A 1,593-nucleotide genomic window follows, 5' to 3' on the forward strand; every position below is an offset into this window, starting at 1 on the left:
GGGAACGCCCGCCTGGGACGTCGCGCGGATCGACCGGACATTCGCGGAGACCTTCGTCCTGAGATCCGAGCTCCTAGGGATCGCCTCAGAAAACGGAAAATAAAGCACGCTAAGCCGTAAGTAAGCGTGCTCCTGTGAAAGCCACAGCTAAAACTGCGTAGTACACATAGAGGTATTTTTTTCTAGATTTATATCGAATTTCGTTATCGAATTTCGCTTATTATTGATCAACTCGTTGCAGATCATGAAGGCGAAAGTATGACGAATAACCCTACCGATGACAGCAGACCATGGTCGGTCTTTCTTATTTTTCTGCGGCTTGGATTGACATCTTTTGGCGGCCCCATTGCGCACTTGGGCTACTTCCGCGCCGAATTTGTCACACGGCGGCGCTGGCTCTCCGAACGGAGCTATGCTGACTTGGTCGCGCTTTGTCAGTTCTTGCCAGGGCCTGCAAGCAGCCAGGTCGGCATAGCGGTAGGACTGTCTCGGGCTGGATACAGCGGGGCGCTGGCTGCTTGGGCTGGCTTCACGCTGCCGTCTGCCATAGCCTTGATCCTTTTTGCGCTCGGCATCTCCAGCTATGGCGATTACGTCTCGCAGGGCGCGTTGCATGGCTTAAAAGTGGTGGCTGTGGCCGTGGTCGCTCAAGCAGTATGGGGCATGGCGCGTAACCTATGCACGGATGGGCTGCGAGTCACCATCATGGCAATTGCTACCTGCGTCGTTTTACTTGTGCCGTCCGCGTGGGGACAGGTTGGCGTGATTGCTATCGCAGGCATCGCAGGCCGGTTATTGTTCAAGCCAGCGAAAGTTGTTGAGCATGACCCCCTACCTATCACGGTCAGTCACCGGGCCGGCGTGCTTTGGCTCTCGCTGTTCTTTGTCTTGCTGATTGGCCTGCCGGTGTTGGCCGAACTGATGCCAAGTCAAACCATGGCAATGGTGGATTCCTTCTATCGTGTCGGATCACTGGTGTTCGGCGGTGGTCACGTTGTGCTGCCATTACTGCAAGCCGAAGTGGTGCCCTCCGGCTGGGTCAACAATGAATCCTTTCTCGCGGGGTACGGGGCAGCTCAAGCGGTGCCCGGCCCTTTGTTCACGTTCGCCGCGTTTCTTGGTGCCTCGATGAACACCGCCCCGTCGGGCTGGATCGGCGGCATTGTGTGTCTGCTGGCTATCTTCGCGCCCTCGTTCTTGCTGGTCGTCGGATCAATGCCATTTTGGGAGCGTTTGCGCCGCAATACAGGCATCCAAGCTGCGCTGGCCGGGATCAATGCCGCTGTAGTCGGCTTGCTGCTGGCCGCGCTGTATCAGCCTGTATGGACTAGCGCCATCTTTCAGCCGCAAGACTTCGGCTTGGCATTAGTTGCCCTTGTCGCACTTATGTTCTGGAAGCTCCCGCCGTGGCTGGTTGTCCTCGGTAGCGGTGCAGCTGGGTGGCTGTTGAGCGTCGCTCTGTGAGGCACAAAAAATGACTGACAAAGACCTCTACGGCGGTTTGATCCGCCTGCACAGGCACTGTTGCAAAGTTAGCGATGAGGCAGCCTTTTGTCTTATTCAAAGGCCTTACATTTCAAAAACTCTGCTTAC

General features: G+C 56.1%; 1 protein-coding gene. It reads left to right on the forward strand.

All coding sequences use genetic code 11. From position 1 onward, the window contains the following. The first annotated feature begins 258 nt into the window (after positions 1–258). Entirely contained in the window at positions 259–1,464 is a 1,206-nt protein-coding gene (chrA, locus tag ABN212_RS18645) for a chromate efflux transporter (RefSeq protein ID WP_000184001.1), read from the forward strand. Positions 1,465–1,593: the final 129 nt, after the last annotated feature.

The organism is Proteus genomosp. 6 (assembly GCF_040139785.1).
Classification (GTDB): Bacteria; Pseudomonadota; Gammaproteobacteria; order Enterobacterales; family Enterobacteriaceae; genus Proteus.